The following is an 18,090-nucleotide window of genomic DNA, read 5'->3' on the forward strand; positions in this document are numbered from 1 at the left end:
CTGACATCTTATATACAACCTTTAGGGTGGTTTTAGCGGTGGGGCTCACCTGTTCCCATTCCGAACACAGAAGTTAAGCCCACCAGCGCCGATGGTACTGCTAACGCGGGAGAGTAGGCCGCCGCCAGTTTTTATTTTATTTTTAAAAAGTCTCATACAGCAATGTATGAGACTTTTTTTTGCTTTATACCTAAGCAGGTTACAGGCAATAGGCAGTAAGCCCTAATCCACTAGATCATTCCTGATTGAGCATTTTCAACTCTCAATTCTCAATTTTCAACTTATTATATAGCTAGAATATAAAAAATCGGCTATCTCAAAAAATTGAGATAGCCGATTTTTATTTATGAAATAGGTGATCAGACCTGGATCACTCCTAAATTAAATTTTTCTGTAATAGGAGAGTGATTAGCAGCTTCAATCCCCATGGAAATCCATTTTCTGGTATCTACAGGATTAATGATGGCATCTGTCCATAATCTGGCTGCAGCATAAGTAGATTCTGTTTGTTTTTGGTACCTTTTTGAGATCGTATCCAGAATTTCATTATGTTCTTCTTCAGAAATTTCTTTTCCTTGCTTTTTAAGGGTAGATTCCTGGATTTGTGCAAGTACTTTTGCAGCTTGTGCCCCACCCATTACGGCCAGGTCAGCCCAAGGCCATGCAACGATAAGTCTTGGGTCGTATGCTTTTCCGCACATTGCATAATTTCCGGCACCGTAAGAGTTTCCGGTAATAATAGTAAATTTTGGAACTACAGAGTTGGAAACGGCATTCACCATTTTGGCTCCGTCCTTGATAATTCCTCCATGTTCTGACTTAGATCCTACCATAAATCCTGTAACGTCCTGTAAAAAGATCAAAGGAATCTTTCTTTGATTACAGTTGGCAATGAATCGGGTAGCTTTATCTGCAGAATCTGAGTAAATTACTCCGCCGAACTGCATCTCTCCTTTTCCACTTTTTACCAATTTTCTCTGATTGGCTACAATTCCTACAGACCATCCGTCAATTCTCGCTGTGGCGCAGATTATACTTTTACCGTAATCAGGTTTATACTCTTCATATTCTGAGTTATCCACAATACATTTGATGATATCAAAAGTATCATATTGTTCCGCTCTCGAAGCAGGCATAATTCCGAAGATATTTTCCGGATTTTCTTTAGGCGGATAGCTTTCTGTTCTATCGAAACCTGCTTTTTCAGTACTTCCGAGAGACTTCATAATATTTTTAATTCTATTCAGAGCATCTTTATCATCCTTGGCCTTATAATCGGTCACCCCTGAAATAGAACAATGTGTGGTTGCTCCTCCTAACGTTTCGTTATCGATGCTTTCTCCGATGGCTGCTTTTACAAGATAGCTTCCGGCAAGAAAGATAGAGCCTGTTTTATCAACAATCATGGCTTCATCACTCATAATAGGTAAATAAGCTCCTCCGGCTACACAACTTCCCATAACCGCTGAGATCTGGATAATTCCCATAGAGCTCATCTTTGCATTATTTCTGAATATTCTTCCGAAATGCTCTTTATCAGGGAATATTTCATCCTGCATAGGAAGGTAAACTCCCGCAGAATCTACAAGATAAATAATAGGAAGTTTATTTTCCATAGCGATTTCCTGTGCTCTGAGATTTTTCTTTCCTGTGATCGGAAACCAGGCTCCTGCTTTTACAGACGCATCATTAGCCACGACAATACATTGTCTTCCTGAAATGTAGCCGATCACTACTACGACTCCCCCGCTGGGACAACCACCATGCTCAGGATACATTTCATATCCGGCAAATGCTCCTACTTCAATGGAATCTGAATCCTTATCAAGAAGATATTCTATTCTTTCTCTTGCAGTCATTTTTCCTTCTTCACGAAGCTTTTGAAGCCTCTTTTCTCCGCCTCCTTTTTTGATTTCGGTGAGCAAGCGATTGATTTCTGATAACTTTAATCTGTTGTGATCTTCCCGTTTGTTGAATTCGATGTCCATAAGATTTCAATTTTTACGCTTAAAGATACTATTTTTATGAAGAATATGGCTGTGAAGTAAAACAAGTGTTTAATACTTTGGTTATTAGTAAATTGTGAATTTTTTAACAGAAAAATATTTTTAAATGATTGAGATTTTTTCTAACTTTACATCAGAGTAACAGGGGGTGATATCCTCTGCAAATACTCTGTTCCTAGTTTATTTTTTTAATAGTTTATTATTTGAAGGCCCTGAAAGTTTACCAAATTTTCAGGGTTTTTTGTTACTCATCATTGCGGGCTCGTAGTATTTTCTATACTCTACAATACTAAGATCGGTGAGAATATCTTTGTACTTCTTATACCTTTTAGCAGGAATAAACCCAAGTTTTTCCGGAATTTTTCTACTGGCAACATTGGATTCGTCAACGGGGTAGAGGATATATTCAAAAGTAAAATGATTTTCGAGAAACTCAATCAGGCCTGTTATAATTTCACTTCCCAGTCCTTTCCCGTGAACGCCCTTTTTCAGCCATAAACCTAGCTCAACAGATTCCTGTGTTATATTGTGGATACCACAACATCCGATAAAATCTTCATTTGAATCCAGGGCAACCAATACCAGATCTGTGTTTTGAGATAAAGTTCTTTTTGATTCATTCACAAAATTTACAATCTCCTCTCTGTCTCCTTGCGGATTAAAGGGCATGTATCTGGTGATTTCACTTGTGAAATGTTCCAAGATAGCATTGATGTCTGAGTCTCGGACAGGCTGCATAATTACACGTTGCGTTCTTATTTTAATTTCAGGACTTAATATCATGGTATACTTTTTTTCTCTCTTGTATTCTCTTTTTCATGAAATGAATAGAATGAATCAGGTATTAGCAAGAAAATCTATAAAAAACTTTATTTATCTTTTTTTTACTAATGTAAATTTATATTTTTTATAAGATTTATAAAAGCCTATTTGTACCTTTGCCTGTTAAAAAATTGAAGTAGAAAGAATATGCATAAGCTGGCACTTTTTAGGTTGCATTTAATTGTATTTTTATGGGGTTTTACCGCTATTTTAGGGAAGTTGATTCATGCCAATGCCCAAATTTTGGTGTTTTACAGAATGTTGTTTGCAGCAATTTTTCTTTTTGTATTTATCAGAATTTATAAAAAGGAAAGCATCGCTGTTTCGAAAAAAATATTTTTCCAGCTCGCTGCCATAGGATTTGCAATGGCTCTCCACTGGTACTGTTTTTTTTATTCCATTAAGGTTTCGAATGTTTCCATAGCTTTAAGCTGTCTTTCGTTGTCTACACTCTTTGCATCAATACTGGAACCTATTATTTTTAAGAGAAAGGTGGATGTTTCAGAAGTGGTCATGGGAGTGGTTATCGTAGCTTGTATTCTGATGATTTTTAAAACAGAATTCCACTTTAAAGAAGGAATTATATATGGGATCTTTTGTGCTGTTTTCGGGACCGTTTTTTCCGTATTTAATGGGAAGATGTTTGGAAAGACAAGCTCTGGTAATATTATATTTTATGAGATCTTCTGTGGTTGGTTTATTTTAATGTTATTTTATCTGTTTTCAGGCCAAATTATCCATATGAATGAAATAAATTACAGAGATCTGGCGTTAATATGCTTATTGGCCAGTGTTTTCACCGCTTTTCCGATGCTGGAATCGGTTAAGCTCATGAAGTATATATCACCGTTTACTCTAATTTTAACAGTTAATTTAGAACCAGTTTACGGAATTATACTAGCTTTTTTTATCTTTGGGGAATCAGAACATATGAGCCCTATATTTTATATTGCTTCAGCAGTTATGATACTGGCAATCATAGTGAACGGATTAATAAAAGCCAGGAAAACTAAAAACTTTAACTAAGCATCAATTGTATATGATGAAAAAATATTTTTTACTTGCATTTTCACTGCTGTTTGGGTGGTCTCAATCACAGATCATCAGGAAATATTCCAATGAATTTCTAAATATCGGAGCAGGCGCGAGGGGACTGGCGATGGGAGGAGCGGTAATCACTAACCAGGATGATGTCTATGCTCCTATGTGGAACCCTGCAGGATTGATGTCCATTGAAAGAGACTGGCAGGGCGCAGCGATGCACGCAGAATATTTTGAATCTATTGCAAAGTATGATTATCTGGCCTATGCCAGGGTATTGGAAGAAGGCGTATTTGGTGTTTCGGTAGTGAGACTGGGTGTAGATAACATATTGAATACAACCCAGATGATCGATTCCGAAGGAAATATCGATTATGATAAGATAACCAAGTTCTCACAATCTGATTATGCTGCCATCCTTTCATATGCCTTCAGACCTGGTGGAAACCCGAATCTGAACGTAGGGGTGAATGCCAAAATTGTATACAGGAATGTGGGTAAATTTGCAAACGGATATGGATTTGGTTTTGACGTGGGAGCAATTTATAAGGCAGATAACGGATGGAAATTTGGAGGGATGATCCGGGATATTACAACGACGGTAAACTTCTGGAGTATTAACCAAAAGGAACTTTCAACGGTTGTAAACGGGGAAGAATTTAACCCTGCACCAAAAGATAAGATGGAGCTTACCATGCCTAAACTTAACGTAGGTGCCAGTAAATTATTTGAAATCAACAGCAGTGTTTATGTTTTACCTGAAGCAGGTTTAAATGTAGATTTTGCAAAAACGGCATCACTGGTTTCAACTGATTTTGCCAGTATCAGCCCATATGCAGGTGCTGAATTAGGATATCAGAAAATGATATTTGTAAGATTGGGTATCAACAGATTTCAATCTATCACAGATATTGAAGATCTTAAAAGAAAAGTTTCTTTCCAGCCAAGCGCAGGAGTTGGGATAAGATACAGAGGCCTTACATTGGATTATGCGATTACAAATTCAGGGATAGGAGGCTCCAATTTTTATTCTAATTTCTTTTCACTTAAGCTCGATATGGGAGCATTTAGAAATGATTAAAAAAATAAAAATGAAGAAGACACTAGTAATTATAATGGCTGTATATTCAGCAGCAGTTTTCGGACAAAAAGTTTCGGATTATAAATATGTTTCAATTCCACAAAAATTCGAGACCTTTAAAGGTGATACTTTTGGATTGGAGGCTTTTTTAGCTAAGGGTTTGGCAGCAAAGAATTATACCGTTCTACCTGCTCATATAGATCAATGGCCTGCTGAAGCTAAAGATAATTCCTGTAACATCGTCAACGCAGAAGTAATTAATGATAAGAGCTTATTCACCAATAAAGTTATTGTACAATTTAAAGATTGCAATAAAAAAGTAATCTTCGAATCCAAAGGGCGTTCTGATATCAAAGAATTTGAAACGGGATATCCGGATGCACTAAAGGATGCATTACTAAAAGTGGCGTCTTCTAATCCTGTTGAGATGCTACCGGCTGTTCAGAAAAAAGTATCTGATCAGGTAGCTTCTGTTTCAGAACCTGTAGCTCAATCAACTTCAGTGGCTCCAACAGCAGGTAATTTTTCTAATGGAAAAACGGATGTCCAGAAAATACAGATTGATGCCAGTCAGTTTATTTTAGCTAAGTCAGGAAGCTCTGTGCCATTTGCTGTTTTCAAAAATTCTTCAAAAAAAGATGTTTTTATTGTAAAACTGGCTGACGGTAATTCAACTGTTGGATATTTTGAAAATGGCAGTATCGTCATTGATATTCCTCAATCTGATGGCAGATATACTAAGGAAGTGTTTACAGGTAAATAAAAGGTATTTCGATTACAATATAAAAATAAGCTCTTGAAAAAGAGCTTATTCGTTTTTAATATGATGATGTGTTTTTTAGGAAGTAAATGGTTGTGTACCCATCAATTTTTCATTATCCTTTAATGATAGTATAATGAAAATCATCCTCATCAATAAATGATACCTTTTATTACAATACTAATTTACGATAAAAAATATAAATATTGTTAATTTTTAGTTAAGTTTTTATCATAAGATATTAATTGTTATTAATTTTTCTTTTGTTGATCGGTATTTATGTATTTTGTCTTTTTTTGATATAATAGAAAATATAATCCGTTGAAGACTGTTTCATATGGATATGAATCATAAAAAAGACCGCTGTTATTACTATAAAGCGGTCGGTGCAGATTGTGAAAAACTGCTAATTTTTAATAAACTTACTGCTAAAGTCATAAATTTTGACAGATTGAATTGTAGCAGTGCCTTCAATAGTTTACTGCTCACAGAACTTTTGAGGTGAAATCTGCTGAAAAAAAAGATCATTGGCAGACATCAGTATATGACTTTAAAGAAGTTAATTTATATTGAAAAATTCCCAAATAACTTTGGCCTTGGTCTTTCCTAAAATTTCTTCTAATGTTTCAAGATTGGATTCTTTAATTCTTTTTACGGATTTCAGTTTTGACAACAATAGTTCTATTGTTTTTTCTCCAACACCCGGAATTTCTTCCAACTCAGATTTTATTGTGGAATTTTTCCTTCGGGTTCTGTGATGCTTTACTCCAAAACGGTGAGCCTCATCTCTTACCCTTTGAAGAATTTTTAAAGTTTCAGATTTTTTATCAAGATATAATGGGATAGGATCTTCCGGGAAGAAGATCTCTTCCAGCCGCTTTGCAATTCCTACTATGGTAATTTTTCCGTATAGTCCCAGCAATCTTAAACTCTTTACGGCCGAAGATAATTGCCCTTTTCCACCATCAATAAGGATCAGCTGCGGAAGGCTTTCTCCTTCATCCAGCATCCTTTTGTAACGGCGGTAGATCACTTCTTCCATGGTAGCAAAATCGTTTGGCCCTTCTACTGTTTTAGGATGAAAAATTCTGTAATCCGCTTTGCTGGGTTTCCCGTCTTTAAAAACCACACAGGCAGATACCGGATTGGTTCCCTGAATATTGGAGTTATCAAAACCTTCAATATGTCTTGGTTCCAAAGGCATTCTCAGCAATTTCTGCATTTCCGCCATGATTCTGTTCGTATGTCTTTCAGGATCTACAATCTGAACCTGCTTTAATTTTTCCAGACGATATTCTTTGGCATTCTTTTCTGAAAGTTCCACAATTCTTTTCTTATCACCTACCTTGGGAACAATAAGCTTTACATTGGGGATTTCTATAGAAAGATGGAAAGGCAGGAGAACTTCCCTTGAATTGGAATCAAACTTTTGTCTGATTTCTATCAATGCTTCCTCCATAATATCTTCATCAGTTTCTTCCAGAATTTTTTTAATCTCCGTTGTAAAACTCTGAATGATATTACCATTCCTTATTTTAAAGAAATTGACATAAGCTGCGGTTTCATCACTGGTCATTCCAAAAACATCCACATCGTCAATATTGGGGTTGACAACAGTATTCTTAGCCTGATAATCTTCAAGAATGTCTAATCTTTCTTTAATGATCTGGGCTTCCTCAAACTGTAGGTTGGAGGCCAGTTTCATCATCTGATTTACCAGATATTCTTTTGCCTTACGGAAGTCCCCCTTGATTATCCCGCGGATGGCCTCTATCTTTTCATCATAGTCTTCCTTACTTTCAAGGTCCTCGCATGGGCCCTCACAGTTTTTGATATGATATTCCAGGCAGACTTTATACTTTCCGTCTGCTATTTTTGCAGGGGAAAGATTAAGATTACAGGTTCTCAGTTTATATATATGCTTAATCGTATCCAGTAAAATTTTAGCAGGACGAACTTTCGCATAAGGCCCATAGTATTCGGAACCGTCTTTAATTTTATTTCTGGTGAGAAAAATTCTCGGGAAATCCTCATTTTTAATGCAAATCCAGGGATAGGTTTTGTCATCTTTCAGCATGACGTTATAAAACGGCTGATGTTCCTTAATCAGATTATTTTCCAAAAGAAGAGCATCATACTCACTGTTCACAATAGTCGTTTCCAAACGCTGGATTTTACTGACCATTATTTTAATCCTGTACCCGGAAAGATTTTTATTGAAGTAGGATAGTACCCTCTTTTTTAAATTTTTGGCCTTACCAACATACAAAAGCTGATCATTTTTATCATAATAACGATAAACGCCGGGTTCGGATGGTAAAGTTTTGAGCTGTAATTCTAAAGAAGGATTCATATAACAAAATTAAGGAAACTTTCTATATCTTAAAATAGAAAAACCTGCAGATTGCTCTACAGGTTTCTTTTATGCCTTGAAATTCATTATCCGTTCATCATTGCCGTATATTCACTCACAAGGAAACTGAAGTAATCCCATTCTACAGATTTCTTTGGATATTTCTTCATAAATTCCTGATGGTCTCCGAAAAGGAAATCATAATGGTCTTCAAAATCATCTTTATGAAGCCAAATTACTTTGTCCCCCTTTTTTACATAATAGGATTTAATAACGCCGCCGCCAAGCTGTGGAGAGCCCATGACAGAAAACCCTGTAGTTTCCTTAGCCCTTGGATCATGATATACTGCGATAATATCGTCAAACCCCGGATTGATAACCTGCATCAGAAATTCTTTATCGTCCTTTTTATTTTTCAGGGAAACTGTTTGGTTTACAAAGTAAATTCGGTCATTATTAGTGTTTTTGGTCAGTTTCTTTGTTCCGAAGTTTCTGATATTTCCCATGTATTTGGCCACTTTTGCAATTTTTTCTGCATTGCTTGGATATACATACATTTCACTGATCTGATCGGCATTAAAAGTACTGTTCTTTTTAGTAACACTATCTTTAATAGCTACTTCATAGATTTGTCCCTTCTTAGTTTCAATCTTATTGCAGAAACCTTTATAGGTATTTCCGTCTTTTAAAATAATAGTGGATGTCTTTTTGGGAGATGGAGTATTAAAACCTTCATTAAAAAGATAAGTTTCCATTTTTTTGATCTCTTCCTTTGAGTATTTTACTTTCTGTGCGAAGGTGGAAGTTCCTGCAACGCATAAAGCCAGCAGTAAAGTTTTCAGTCTCATGTATTATTGTTTTTTATGTTCAGGCCTAAAAATAATAAATTAATTCACTCATTTTCATAAAAATATAGAACAATGAAATTTAGTTTCTCCAATTATTGTTAAATGCTTAATTTTAAGAAAATTTTTTAGAAATGATATACGGAGTAGATGTTTTTACATTCCATGATGTTCTGGAAATATGTAAAAAACCTAATAAAGCCAAGCTGAACAAAGCAGCAAAAGAACAAATTTTAAAATCTCAGAAAAACGTACAGGAAATTGTAGAGTCCGATAGATGTGTATATGGAATCAATACGGGATTCGGGCCGCTGTGCGACACTAAAATATCAGCTGATGAAACAGCGCAGTTACAGTATAATTTAATTATTTCTCATGCTGTAGGGGTAGGAAAACCTATTCATAAAGAACTTTCCAAGATTATGATGATCGCTAAAGTTCATGCTTTATCAAAAGGGTTTTCCGGGGTTTCTCTCGATGTGATTGAAAGAATGATCCTGATGCTTGAAAAAGATATCATTCCTGTAGTACCTGAACAAGGTTCTGTAGGTGCCTCAGGAGATTTGGCTCCGTTGGCCCATCTTGTATTGCCATTGCTGGGGCTTGGACAGGTTTGGGAAGGTGATCAGGTGGCTGAAACGATGGATGTTTTGGAAAAGCATAATCTGGAACCTTTGGTTTTGGGACCTAAAGAAGGGCTGGGGTTAATCAATGGAACCCAGTTTATTTTAGCTCATGCCATTAAGGGGCTGGAAAAATTCGAATATTTACTTGACCTTGCCGATATGACGGCTGCCATGAGTATCGAAGCATACAGAGGTTCTGCAAGCCCGTTCAAAAAAGAACTTCATGATATCAGACCGTTCGAAGGAAGTAAAAAAGTGGCGGCCAGAATGCTTAAGTTCCTGAAAGGATCGCAGAACATGAAAGCGCATGAAGATTGCGAGAGAGTTCAGGATCCCTATTCGATGAGATGTGTACCACAGGTACATGGAGCGAGCAGAAATGCTTTTGAGCATTTGAGGAGTATGGCTGAAACAGAATTAAATTCAGTCACAGACAATCCAATTGTTCTTAGTGCAGAAGAATCTATTTCGGGAGGAAATTTCCACGGACAGTTAATGGCATTACCGTTAGATTATGCTACATTGGCTGCGGCTGAATTGGGAAATATTTCTGACAGAAGAAGCTACTTGCTGCTGGAAGGAAAATACGGACTTCCAAGATTATTGACAGAAAGCTCAGGATTAAACTCAGGATTTATGATTCCTCAATATACTTCAGCTGCTTTGGTTACAGAAAACAAAACATTATGTTTCCCTGCATCTGCCGATTCTATTCCTACAAGTTTAGGTCAGGAAGACCATGTTTCTATGGGAAGTATTTCAGGAAGAAAATTCAATCAGGTCCTTGGAAACCTGGTTAATATTTTATCTGTTGAATTGATGTTTGCCGCTCAGGGACTGGAGTTCAGAAGACCTTCCAAATGTTCCAAAGTCATTGAAGAAAACTTTGCTATTCTTCGCTCCAGAGTTTCTAAACTGGAAGACGACAGGCTTATCGGTAAAGATATGCTGGCGATTGCAGCACTTATTAATGAAAGAAAATTTATCGTCAACTAACCGTACTATATAAAAGCTTCCAATCGGAAGCTTTTTGCTTTTAATTTTTAAAATTTAAATAGTCATGACAATACAAAGACTGGATTCCACTCACCCGGACTTTCAAAATCTGGTAAAACATCTTGATGCGACATTAGCCGAACATAATGGTGAAAATGATGATTTTTTCAGCCAGTTTAATACCGTAGATACTCTTAAAAATTGTATTGTAGTGTATGTTGATGGGATTCCGGCTGCGTGCGGGGCTTTTAAACCTTTTTCCAAAGATACCGTTGAAATTAAAAGGATGTACACGGACCTGAATTTCAGAAAAAGAGGATTAGCTTCTGCAATGGTTACTGAATTAGAAAGCTGGGCTAAAGAACAGGGATTTGGAAAAGCTGTCCTGGAAACTTCTTCAGGATTGCATAGTGCGATTTCCGTATATGAAAAAAGCGGATTCTACAGGATTCCCAATTATGGACAATATATGGGAATAGAAAGCAGTGTCTGTTATGAGAAAATACTTTAACTGTATTTTTATATTATTATTTTGTTAATATTTTGCTATTTATTTCGTTTTTATATTATATTTAGTGTTGTTTAATGCTAAATTCACTTTTTAAAATTCGTTAATTCCCGGTAAAGTGTTATATTGTGATCACAATCAAAATTATAACATATGAAAAAAAGTGTATTCCTACTGGCACTATGTATTGCTTTACATTCCTGTACCAGAGATGAACTTCAAAATGAAAATCCGAAAATTGAAGTGTCTCAGAAAGATCCGTTGACAGGTAAACAAATCAATGAGAGAATTAATCAGTCTATCAAAACTGATGGTACCTTCAACTGGAGCAACGAATCAGATCATTTTTTGTGGAGCGCAGTTTTTCGCGGAAACAGGATGGTATCTATCGGATTTGGATCCTCTAAGGACGATTTTGACAGAAGTAAATCTCCGGAAAATAAGGTTATGGAAGGCGAAATTTTATCCGTAATCAAACAATATGAAGGATCGGAACCTGCGAGATTTCTTCTTACTTCTGATAAATATCTTAATCAGATAGATGTCGTTATCGAAAAGGAAGAGACTTTGACAGCACTTCGTCAGATGAAAAATATCCGATATGTGGAGCCGGCGGATTACCATTATTTTGAAATAGAAAACCAATATAATTTAGCTTCAAAATCTTCAGGTAGCGGATCATCAGGATGTGGCTTTTCATCCACAGCTTTAAATACCGCAGATTATACCTCAACTACTCCGGGTGCAAAAATTCCGTGGGCTTTTGCCAAACACAATATTCCCGATGCCTGGAGCTACAGTACCGGAGCAGGCGTCACCATCGGTCTTGTAGATACAGGAGTTTCACCTGAACAAACCTTGCTTGGAACAAGCTTTAATAATGGGGCTTCCTCAGGAAGAACAATCAGTAAATTCGGAGTATTCAATTCAGATGGGTCAGCCGACCAGTGTGGGCATGGAACGAAGATGGCTTCAGTAATGACTGCACCAAGAAATAATGCGGGATTACCGGTGGGGGTTGCTTATAATGCCAATTTAATTGCTTACAGAGCTGCAGAAAACGTGGTGCTGGAAACCTCCGCAGAACAAAACGGGGTAAAGACTGCATTTACAGAACTGGGGAATAATGCCAATGTAAAGATTATTTCCATGTCAATGGGACATATCTTTTCAGTAGGTAAAATTGAAGACGGGGTAAAATATGCCTATAGTAAAGGAAAACTGATTTTCTGCGCAGGCGGAACTTCCACGAGTTTTACCAATTTTGTAGGAGTGATCTTCCCTGCATCCATGTCTGAAACACAAGCCATCACAGGGGTGAAGGAAGGAACATCCAACCAGAAATGTAATGTCTGCCATTCCGGAAGCCAGATTGATTTTACCTTTCAGATGGAGAGAGCTTCAGGGAATACCGTTCCTGTGTTAAGTTATTATAACGGACAGTCTGACTATGTAGGAGGATCTTCTGTAGCTACCGCTGCTACCGCGGGAATTGCTGCTTTGGTTTGGGCTAAAAATCCTTCCTGGACCAGAGATCAGGTACTGAACAAAATGAGACAGTCTGCCACTTATTATCCTAACGTAAATTCCAGCTACGGCTACGGGAATATCAATGTGCTAAAGGCTGTTCAGTAATACAAATTCTAAACTATAAAAAGAAAGGAAATATCTCTTGAGGTATTTCCTTTTTATTTTAAGGTCTTATCCGATCCTGACACTTGTCATACTTAAAGAGCCTCCGATGAGCTCGTCGTTGAATAATGCAAGTTCCTCAGACCTGTCCTTTAATCCCAACGTATAAATGAGAGGCAGATAATGATCAGGAGTTGGGATGGCATACTGTAAGGATGTACCTTGCTTCTGGTATTCGATGATATTTTGGAAATTGCCGTCCAGAAGCCAGTTATTGGTTTTTTCACGGGCTTCAATCGCCCAATCCCAGCCGGCACCAACGGTATTGATATTTTTCCAGTCTATCAGTCGGAGATTATGAACAATATTTCCGCTTCCGATGATGAGGATCCCTTTTTCCCGAAGTCTATTAAGCTGTTTGGCCAGATCATAATGGTATTGTGCAGGTTTTGTATGATCTATACTGAGCTGTACCACAGGAATATCAGCTTCCGGATACATATGTTTGATCACCGACCAGGCACCATGATCAAGTCCCCAGCTGTGGTCTTCTTCCACGATGGCCGGTAGCAGAAGCTCTGCCGTTTCTTTTGCCAGTTCAGGACTTCCCGGAGCAGGATATTGTACATCAAATAAAGCTTTTGGGAAACCATAAAAATCATGAATGGTCTTGGGCATGTCCATAGCCGTCACAAAAGTTCCTTCCGTATACCAGTGGGCAGAAATACACAAAATAGCATTGGGTTTTGGTATTTCTCCGGCTGCTTTTCGGAAGCCTTGTACAAATTGATTTTCTTCAATTGCATTCATTGGTGATCCGTGGCCGAGAAATAAAACGGGCATTCTTTCAGTTGAATTAAACTGATCACTTATATTTTGAAGATCATGTAGATTCATAATTGATAGGAATTAATAAAAAACAAAAGGTTCAAGGTTTTGTAGCAAAATCCCTGAACCTTTTATATGATATGGTACCAAATTATACTTGTTTTACAAACTGCAATTCTCCGGCAATTTTTACATCATCACTTACCATTACACCTCCTGCTTCAAGAGCTGCATTCCAGTTAAGTCCAAAGTCTTTTCTGCTGATTTTTCCTTCAAAAGAGAAACCTGCTTTTGTATTACCCCATGGGTCAACATTGATTCCTCCGAAGTCAACGTCCAAAGTTACCGGTTTTGTGATCCCGTTGATCGTAAGATTTCCAACGACTTCATTATTTAAATTTTGAGATTCAAAAGTGATGGTTGGATGTGCCTCAGCATTAAAAAACTCTGCTGATTTTAAGTGATTATCTCTGTCTGTATTATTAGTGAACACAGAATCAGTCTGGATCGTTGCAGTAGTTTTTGCATTACCGAAAAATTCGTCTTCAGATTCAATTTCTGCAGTGAAAGTTCTGAAGCTTCCCTTTACATTAGAAATCATCATATGTTTTACTTTGAAAGTGATTTCACTATGTGTTGGGTCTAGGTTCCATTTTGTTGCCATTGTATTGTATTTTTTATTTGTTATTGATACTGCAAATTTAGGATAGGGAGCATATACGGAACATTGATATAGGATAAGAAATGCTTCTGATACTTAAAATGATTAGTTTGGGTTTAAAATCCATCAATTTTCAATTTAAGTTCTCCATTTTCAATTCAAAAAATTCTAGTAGTAAGTTAAGAAATAATTTCATTGGATGCATTAATTCTATTTTATGAAGGTTTTATTTTAACATTTCTTAACGGATGATTTTTATTTCTTATTTTTGATGGATTCAATTCTATACAATGAAATTAAATAAATTTTCTTTATTGATGCTTGTTTTGGGCGGTGCAGCATTGGCCCAGACGCAGAAATTTACGATGGCGGAGGCTGTAAATGGGATGAGAACAAATCTTGCCGTGAAAAATATTTCTCAGTTTTCATGGTCTGCAGACGGGAAATCTTATATTCAGGGTGTGAAAGGAGGATATCTGATCACAGATCTTAAAACCAATAAACAAGATACTTTAGTGTCTTTAACTCAGTTGAATAAATTCTCGGATGATAAACTGAAAGCTGTTCCACAGATAAGGTTTGCCGATAATTCAAGAGGATATTTCAATAGCGGAGGCAAAATGTTCTGGATCGAAAAATCCGGAAATGACTGGAAAGTAAAAAATACAGCAACGATGGACAAAGATGCTGCCAATGTGAAAATGTTCAGTGACGGACAAACCTTTGCATTTACAGCAAAGAATAATTTATTTGTCAGTAAAAACGGAAAAACGATCGCGGTAACGAATGAATCCAATGAAAATATCATCAGTGGTCAGGCTGTTCACAGAAACGAATTCGGAATCGATACAGGAATTTTCCCGGCTCCCAATTCTGAAAGCGTAGCCTTCTATAAAATGGATCAGAGCATGGTGGCAGATTACCCGATCATTGACTGGTCTGTAACCCCTGCCGTGAACCATAATATCAAGTACCCGATGGCCGGTCAGACGTCTCATCAGGTAACTTTGGGAGTATATAATATTAAAACCCAAACTACAACCTTCTTAAAAGTAGAAGGTGAAAAAGATCAGTATTTAACAGCGGTTACCTGGAGCCCGGATTCTAAATATATTTTCATCGCTGTTCTGAACAGAGGCCAGAATCATATGAAAATGAATCAATATAATGCGGCTACAGGAGAATTGGTAAAAACATTATTTGAAGAAACAGACAGCAAATATGTGGAGCCACAGCATCCGCTTACTTTCTTCCCGAATTCGAATACAGACTTTATATGGCAAAGCCAGAGAACAGGGTACAACCACCTGTTCCACTACAGCCTTGAAAAAGGACTTGTGGCACAGATCACAAAAGGAGACTGGCTGGTAACCGATATCCTGGGATTCAATGAGAAGAAAAAGGAAATCTATTTTACGTCAACAAAAGAAACGCCTTTAGAAAGACATTTGTATAAGATCAACTGGACCAACTTCAAAATGCAGAGACTGGATGATGCACCGGGAATGCATATCGGAACGTTAAGCAATGATGGGAATTACTTATATGATGCTTACAGCAATGCGAACTCACCAAGAATCGCTAATATCATTAATACATCAAATCTGAAATCCAGTAATATTCTCACCTCTGAAAACCCGTTAAAGAACTATCAGAGACCTGAGATTAAAAATGTCGAATTAAAAGCTGATGACGGAACTCCTTTGTATGGAAAAATTATTCTTCCAACAAATTTTGATCCCAACAAAAAATATCCGACGATCGTTTATCTTTATAACGGACCACACTTACAACTGATCACCAACAGCTTTCCGGCTTCAGGAAACCTGTGGTATGAATATATGGCTCAAAACGGATACATCATTTTCACAATGGACGGAAGAGGATCTTCAAACCGTGGAATGAAATTCGAGCAGGCTGTTTTCAGAAACCTGGGAACCACAGAAATGAATGACCAGATGAAGGGAGTAGACTACTTAAAATCTCTTCCTTATGTAGATGCCGAAAAAATGGGAATCCATGGATGGAGCTTCGGAGGATTTATGACAACAAGCTTTATGCTTCGCAAGCCGGATGTATTTAAAGTGGGAGTTGCGGGAGGCCCTGTAATCGACTGGAGCATGTACGAAATTATGTATGGTGAAAGATATATGGATACGCCACAGGAAAACCCTCAGGGATATGCTGCAGCCAACCTGTTGGATAAAGTTCAGAATCTGAAAGGAAAACTATTGATGATTCATGGTGCTCAGGATGATGTCGTAGTATGGCAACATTCTATAAAGTTCATTAAATCGGCCGTTGATAACGGAGTTCAGCTGGATTACTTTGCGTATCCGGGACACCCACACAACGTGATCGGAAAAGACAGGGTACACCTGATGCAGAAAATCACAGATTATTTTGATTTATATCTGAAGAAATAATAGTAAAATCCAACCATAACGGTTGGATTTTTCGTTTGTGTATTGATTCGAAATTACAAATATGCAAAAAGATGTAATGACGTACTGTTTTTAAGGCGCAAGGATTTTATCTGTGATAAAATTTTGGTATGCTCTATTGTTACGAATTCACGAATATTTTTGACGCATAAAACCTATGTGTCTGTGTGGTTCAAATTTTAGAACCACATAGACACATAGAATATATATTAATATGCAGCCTTATTAAAAGAAATTATGAATTCGTGGCAAAAAAACTGGAGTATGCCTTGCTGAAACCTTTGATGTTCTTGTACTTTTAGTGTGTAAACATATGGTCGTCGTTCTTATCAAACATCAATGCATATGATATTTCATAGCGCTATTTTTGTAGTACTAAAATCAACAATATGGAATTAGGAATAGGAATGTTTGGAGATCTGGCATTAGACCAGTCCACCGGAAAATATAGAGATGCCGGAACTAAGATTCATGAAATATTGGATCAGGTAAAATTAATGGATGAGGTAGGAATTGACGTATTTGCAATGGGAGAACACCACCGCCCGGATTATGCCGTTTCTTCTCCGGAAATGGTATTGGCCGCGGCAGCCGGTATTACAAAAAATATAAAATTAGCAAGTGGGGTTACTGTTTTGAGTTCTTCGGAACCGGTAAAAGTTTATGAAGACTTTGCCACACTGGATCTTATTTCCAATGGAAGAGCTGAGATATTCGTGGGAAGGGGAAGCTTTATAGAATCTTTTCCTTTATATGGATATTCATTGAACGACTATGAAGAGCTATTTGACGAGAAACTGGAATTATTGTTAAAAATCAATTCTGAAGAAAACGTAAGCTGGTCAGGAAAGCTTCGGGCTCCAATGCAGAATCAGACTGTTTACCCGAGAGCAAAAAATGACGGGAAACTTCCGATCTGGAGAGCAGTAGGAGGAACGCCACAATCTGTTTTGAATGCTGCTCAATTAGGAATGCCTTTAGTGGTAGCCATCATTGGAGGAATGCCGATCCAGTTTAAAAACCTGATTGAGTTTTATAAGCAGGAATACGAAAAGGCAGGGCATGATATGGCTGAAATGCAGATTGCAGTTCATTCACACACTTTTGTAAGTGATGATCCCAATGTTGTAGACGGATATTTCCACAATTATAAATCCCAGATGGACAGGGTAGGGGCTTCCCGAGGCTGGGCTCCTTATACTAAAATGCAGTATGACGGAGGAAGAAGTAAAGATGGAGCTTTATTTATCGGAAGTCCGAAAGAAGTTGCAGATAAAATTGCTTATATGAAAGAGCTTTTCGGGATCACGAGGTTTATCGGGCATATGGATATCGGCGATCCTGCCCATGATATAATGATGAAATCCATCGAGCTATTCGGGAATGAAGTAAAGCCTTTGGTTCAGCACTTATAATTAAAGAGATTATTCAACCACAAAAGTCACAAAAGTATTTTTCAGATAAAACTTTTGTGACTTTTGCGTTTT

Annotated in this window: 14 protein-coding genes and 1 rRNA gene; 9 read left to right on the forward strand and 6 right to left on the reverse strand. The window is 37.2% G+C overall.

Going from position 1 to position 18,090, the window contains the following annotated elements; translation table 11 throughout:
* Nucleotides 1–22: 22 nt before the first annotated feature.
* Nucleotides 23–130: ribosomal RNA gene (gene rrf, locus M030_RS0110455) — 5S ribosomal RNA — on the forward strand.
* A 229-nt stretch (nucleotides 131–359) separates the two neighbouring features.
* On the opposite strand, the gene M030_RS0110460 is transcribed toward rrf, so the two are convergent.
* Together M030_RS0110460 and M030_RS0110465 are read right to left on the reverse strand one after the other, a co-directional pair.
* On the reverse strand, nucleotides 360–1,988 hold the full coding sequence (locus M030_RS0110460) for an acyl-CoA carboxylase subunit beta (RefSeq protein WP_027373457.1): 1,629 nt from the start codon (nucleotides 1,986–1,988) through the stop codon (nucleotides 360–362).
* A gap of 249 nt (nucleotides 1,989–2,237) precedes the next feature.
* Nucleotides 2,238–2,789, reverse strand: coding sequence for a GNAT family N-acetyltransferase (locus tag M030_RS0110465; RefSeq protein ID WP_081806325.1), 552 nt, complete (start codon nucleotides 2,787–2,789; stop codon nucleotides 2,238–2,240).
* 186 nt (nucleotides 2,790–2,975) lie between these two features.
* On the opposite strand from M030_RS0110465, the gene M030_RS0110470 reads away from it, so the two are divergent.
* Genes M030_RS0110470 through M030_RS0110480 form a run of 3 tightly spaced genes read left to right on the forward strand, consistent with a single transcriptional unit; the run spans nucleotide 2,976 to nucleotide 5,713 of the window.
* Nucleotides 2,976–3,854: a DMT family transporter gene (locus tag M030_RS0110470; RefSeq protein ID WP_027373459.1), complete on the forward strand. Its 879-nt coding sequence runs from the start codon at nucleotides 2,976–2,978 to the stop codon at nucleotides 3,852–3,854.
* A gap of 13 nt (nucleotides 3,855–3,867) precedes the next feature.
* The gene (locus M030_RS0110475) at nucleotides 3,868–4,950 is read left to right on the forward strand and encodes a PorV/PorQ family protein (RefSeq protein ID WP_027373460.1); all 1,083 of its coding nucleotides are present in this window, start codon (nucleotides 3,868–3,870) and stop codon (nucleotides 4,948–4,950) included.
* 10 nt (nucleotides 4,951–4,960) lie between these two features.
* The gene (locus tag M030_RS0110480) at nucleotides 4,961–5,713 is read left to right on the forward strand and encodes a hypothetical protein (protein WP_027373461.1); all 753 of its coding nucleotides are present in this window, start codon (nucleotides 4,961–4,963) and stop codon (nucleotides 5,711–5,713) included.
* 556 nt (nucleotides 5,714–6,269) lie between these two features.
* On the opposite strand, the gene uvrC is transcribed toward M030_RS0110480, so the two are convergent.
* Nucleotides 6,270–8,063 carry an excinuclease ABC subunit UvrC gene (gene uvrC / locus M030_RS0110485; protein ID WP_027373462.1) on the reverse strand — a complete coding sequence of 598 codons (1,794 nt, stop codon included), beginning with the start codon at nucleotides 8,061–8,063 and terminating at the stop codon, nucleotides 6,270–6,272.
* 86 nt (nucleotides 8,064–8,149) lie between these two features.
* The gene (locus M030_RS0110490; protein ID WP_027373463.1) at nucleotides 8,150–8,911 is read right to left on the reverse strand and encodes a hypothetical protein; all 762 of its coding nucleotides are present in this window, start codon (nucleotides 8,909–8,911) and stop codon (nucleotides 8,150–8,152) included.
* Nucleotides 8,912–9,042: 131 nt separating this feature from the next.
* On the opposite strand from M030_RS0110490, the gene hutH reads away from it, so the two are divergent.
* The 3 genes from hutH to M030_RS0110505 all read left to right on the forward strand — a co-directional run bounded on the left by hutH (nucleotide 9,043) and on the right by M030_RS0110505 (nucleotide 12,673).
* Nucleotides 9,043–10,530 carry a histidine ammonia-lyase gene (hutH, locus tag M030_RS0110495; protein ID WP_027373464.1) on the forward strand — a complete coding sequence of 496 codons (1,488 nt, stop codon included), beginning with the start codon at nucleotides 9,043–9,045 and terminating at the stop codon, nucleotides 10,528–10,530.
* Between the two features lie 64 nt (nucleotides 10,531–10,594).
* The gene (locus tag M030_RS0110500) at nucleotides 10,595–11,041 is read left to right on the forward strand and encodes a GNAT family N-acetyltransferase (protein ID WP_027373465.1); all 447 of its coding nucleotides are present in this window, start codon (nucleotides 10,595–10,597) and stop codon (nucleotides 11,039–11,041) included.
* Nucleotides 11,042–11,191: 150 nt separating this feature from the next.
* The gene (locus M030_RS0110505) at nucleotides 11,192–12,673 is read left to right on the forward strand and encodes a S8 family peptidase (protein ID WP_027373466.1); all 1,482 of its coding nucleotides are present in this window, start codon (nucleotides 11,192–11,194) and stop codon (nucleotides 12,671–12,673) included.
* 66 nt (nucleotides 12,674–12,739) lie between these two features.
* On the opposite strand, the gene ygiD is transcribed toward M030_RS0110505, so the two are convergent.
* Together ygiD and M030_RS0110515 are read right to left on the reverse strand one after the other, a co-directional pair.
* Nucleotides 12,740–13,567: a 4,5-DOPA dioxygenase extradiol gene (ygiD, locus tag M030_RS0110510; protein WP_027373467.1), complete on the reverse strand. Its 828-nt coding sequence runs from the start codon at nucleotides 13,565–13,567 to the stop codon at nucleotides 12,740–12,742.
* 82 nt (nucleotides 13,568–13,649) lie between these two features.
* Nucleotides 13,650–14,162: a YceI family protein gene (locus M030_RS0110515; RefSeq protein ID WP_027373468.1), complete on the reverse strand. Its 513-nt coding sequence runs from the start codon at nucleotides 14,160–14,162 to the stop codon at nucleotides 13,650–13,652.
* A gap of 287 nt (nucleotides 14,163–14,449) precedes the next feature.
* Here M030_RS0110515 and M030_RS0110520 point away from each other — a divergent pair, with 287 nt between their 5' ends.
* Together M030_RS0110520 and M030_RS0110525 are read left to right on the forward strand one after the other, a co-directional pair.
* Nucleotides 14,450–16,585: a S9 family peptidase gene (locus M030_RS0110520; protein ID WP_027373469.1), complete on the forward strand. Its 2,136-nt coding sequence runs from the start codon at nucleotides 14,450–14,452 to the stop codon at nucleotides 16,583–16,585.
* Nucleotides 16,586–16,992: 407 nt separating this feature from the next.
* Nucleotides 16,993–18,018 carry an LLM class flavin-dependent oxidoreductase gene (locus tag M030_RS0110525; RefSeq protein ID WP_027373470.1) on the forward strand — a complete coding sequence of 342 codons (1,026 nt, stop codon included), beginning with the start codon at nucleotides 16,993–16,995 and terminating at the stop codon, nucleotides 18,016–18,018.
* The last annotated feature ends 72 nt before the right edge of the window (nucleotides 18,019–18,090 follow it).

Source organism: Chryseobacterium sp. UNC8MFCol (assembly GCF_000482305.1).
In the GTDB taxonomy this organism is placed as follows: Bacteria; Bacteroidota; Bacteroidia; order Flavobacteriales; family Weeksellaceae; genus Chryseobacterium; species Chryseobacterium indologenes.

What these genes read in the sequence shown, in the direction of transcription:
- M030_RS0110490 (WP_027373463.1), bottom strand. Translation starts at nt 8,911, where the DNA reads ATGAGACTGAAAACTTTACTGCTGGCTTTATGCGTTGCAGGAACTTCC.
- M030_RS0110520 (WP_027373469.1), top strand. Translation starts at nt 14,450, where the DNA reads ATGAAATTAAATAAATTTTCTTTATTGATGCTTGTTTTGGGCGGTGCA.
- M030_RS0110515 (WP_027373468.1), bottom strand. Translation starts at nt 14,162, where the DNA reads ATGGCAACAAAATGGAACCTAGACCCAACACATAGTGAAATCACTTTC.
- M030_RS0110470 (WP_027373459.1), top strand. Translation starts at nt 2,976, where the DNA reads ATGCATAAGCTGGCACTTTTTAGGTTGCATTTAATTGTATTTTTATGG.
- hutH (WP_027373464.1), top strand. Translation starts at nt 9,043, where the DNA reads ATGATATACGGAGTAGATGTTTTTACATTCCATGATGTTCTGGAAATA.
- M030_RS0110480 (WP_027373461.1), top strand. Translation starts at nt 4,961, where the DNA reads ATGAAGAAGACACTAGTAATTATAATGGCTGTATATTCAGCAGCAGTT.
- M030_RS0110500 (WP_027373465.1), top strand. Translation starts at nt 10,595, where the DNA reads ATGACAATACAAAGACTGGATTCCACTCACCCGGACTTTCAAAATCTG.
- M030_RS0110460 (WP_027373457.1), bottom strand. Translation starts at nt 1,988, where the DNA reads ATGGACATCGAATTCAACAAACGGGAAGATCACAACAGATTAAAGTTA.
- uvrC (WP_027373462.1), bottom strand. Translation starts at nt 8,063, where the DNA reads ATGAATCCTTCTTTAGAATTACAGCTCAAAACTTTACCATCCGAACCC.
- M030_RS0110465 (WP_081806325.1), bottom strand. Translation starts at nt 2,789, where the DNA reads ATGATATTAAGTCCTGAAATTAAAATAAGAACGCAACGTGTAATTATG.
- M030_RS0110475 (WP_027373460.1), top strand. Translation starts at nt 3,868, where the DNA reads ATGATGAAAAAATATTTTTTACTTGCATTTTCACTGCTGTTTGGGTGG.
- M030_RS0110505 (WP_027373466.1), top strand. Translation starts at nt 11,192, where the DNA reads ATGAAAAAAAGTGTATTCCTACTGGCACTATGTATTGCTTTACATTCC.
- M030_RS0110525 (WP_027373470.1), top strand. Translation starts at nt 16,993, where the DNA reads ATGGAATTAGGAATAGGAATGTTTGGAGATCTGGCATTAGACCAGTCC.
- ygiD (WP_027373467.1), bottom strand. Translation starts at nt 13,567, where the DNA reads ATGAATCTACATGATCTTCAAAATATAAGTGATCAGTTTAATTCAACT.